Below are 954 nucleotides of genomic sequence, written 5' to 3'. Positions count from 1 at the left end.
GGTTTCATTTCGTTTATGACTGAACCAGGTTTAAGTGCATTGTCTCATAGGGGTAGTTACCAATTTCTACAACATATGATAGAAATAAAAGCGGGAATAGTGCCAAGCTTTTCGGCTGAAAAATTTAAGGCTTTTGAAGATTCTTCTAAGGTTGATGATCGGTATGTTATTATTACTTCAGATAAGCAGCTCCTCAGACCAAAACCTGATGTTATTTGTAAAAATGGCACCTGTGAAGTAACCGAAAAAGGTCTTAAAAACAATGTTACTTTGGAGGAAAATAAAGGCAATCCAATATTAGATCTTAAATCTAACTCAATAAGCTCCCTGTTAGAACTCAGAGTGAACAATACAACCGAAAATAACACTCTATTTCAATGGCTTGCTGATTGAAGTCGAATTTATTTTAACAACCTTCTAGGCTAATACCAAACACATTTCGGATGCGACGCGCTATGGAGAGCACGCTGTGGTCATAGTTGATCACGCAAGCTGGCACATGGGCAATGTTGATGAAGGCATTAAAAATGTCTCTGTGATACCTTGCCTCCTTATACCAATCTGCATAAAGATTAAGTCAATTTGATCCAGTCTTTAGAGTATTTGCTTTTAACCGTACCAGGGACTAAGATGAATTTATTCCAGACTTACGAAATCTGTTCGACTATTTCTTCATAACCACTAAACACACGATTAGATAAACAGTGTTGCCGTATCCAACTCTATACTTGCTCTATTGGATTTAACTCCGGGGAGTAAGGCGGAAGTTTTATTAGTGTAACATTATTGAATGGTTGTACACTATCAATAGTAGGCCAACCAGCGACATCAACGATCACGACCGAATGACGTCCCGCCTCCGTGGCTTTTGAGATTAATTACATGTGTTGTCTCATGACATCGTTATTGACTACAGGGCTGATCAGCGCTTCTGTTTTACCATTACTTGGGCAC

General features: G+C 38.7%; 2 protein-coding genes. One reads left to right on the top strand and one right to left on the bottom strand.

The annotated features are described in order from the left end of the window. A partial coding sequence (locus tag H5232_RS23420) for a hypothetical protein (protein WP_220496131.1) occupies window positions 1-393 on the top strand: 393 nt, incomplete at its 5' end. A gap of 329 nt (window positions 394-722) precedes the next feature. Here H5232_RS23420 and H5232_RS24805 read toward each other — a convergent pair. Beyond that, on the bottom strand, window positions 723-839 hold the full coding sequence (locus H5232_RS24805; RefSeq protein WP_182831682.1) for a transposase: 117 nt from the start codon (window positions 837-839) through the stop codon (window positions 723-725). Window positions 840-954 lie beyond the last annotated feature (115 nt).

Source organism: Pseudoalteromonas sp. SG41-5 (assembly GCF_014164495.1).
GTDB classification, from domain to species: domain Bacteria; phylum Pseudomonadota; class Gammaproteobacteria; order Enterobacterales; family Alteromonadaceae; genus Pseudoalteromonas; species Pseudoalteromonas rhizosphaerae.
Note: the sequence above shows the minus strand (reverse complement) of the source record. Positions and strands in the feature narration are given on the sequence as shown.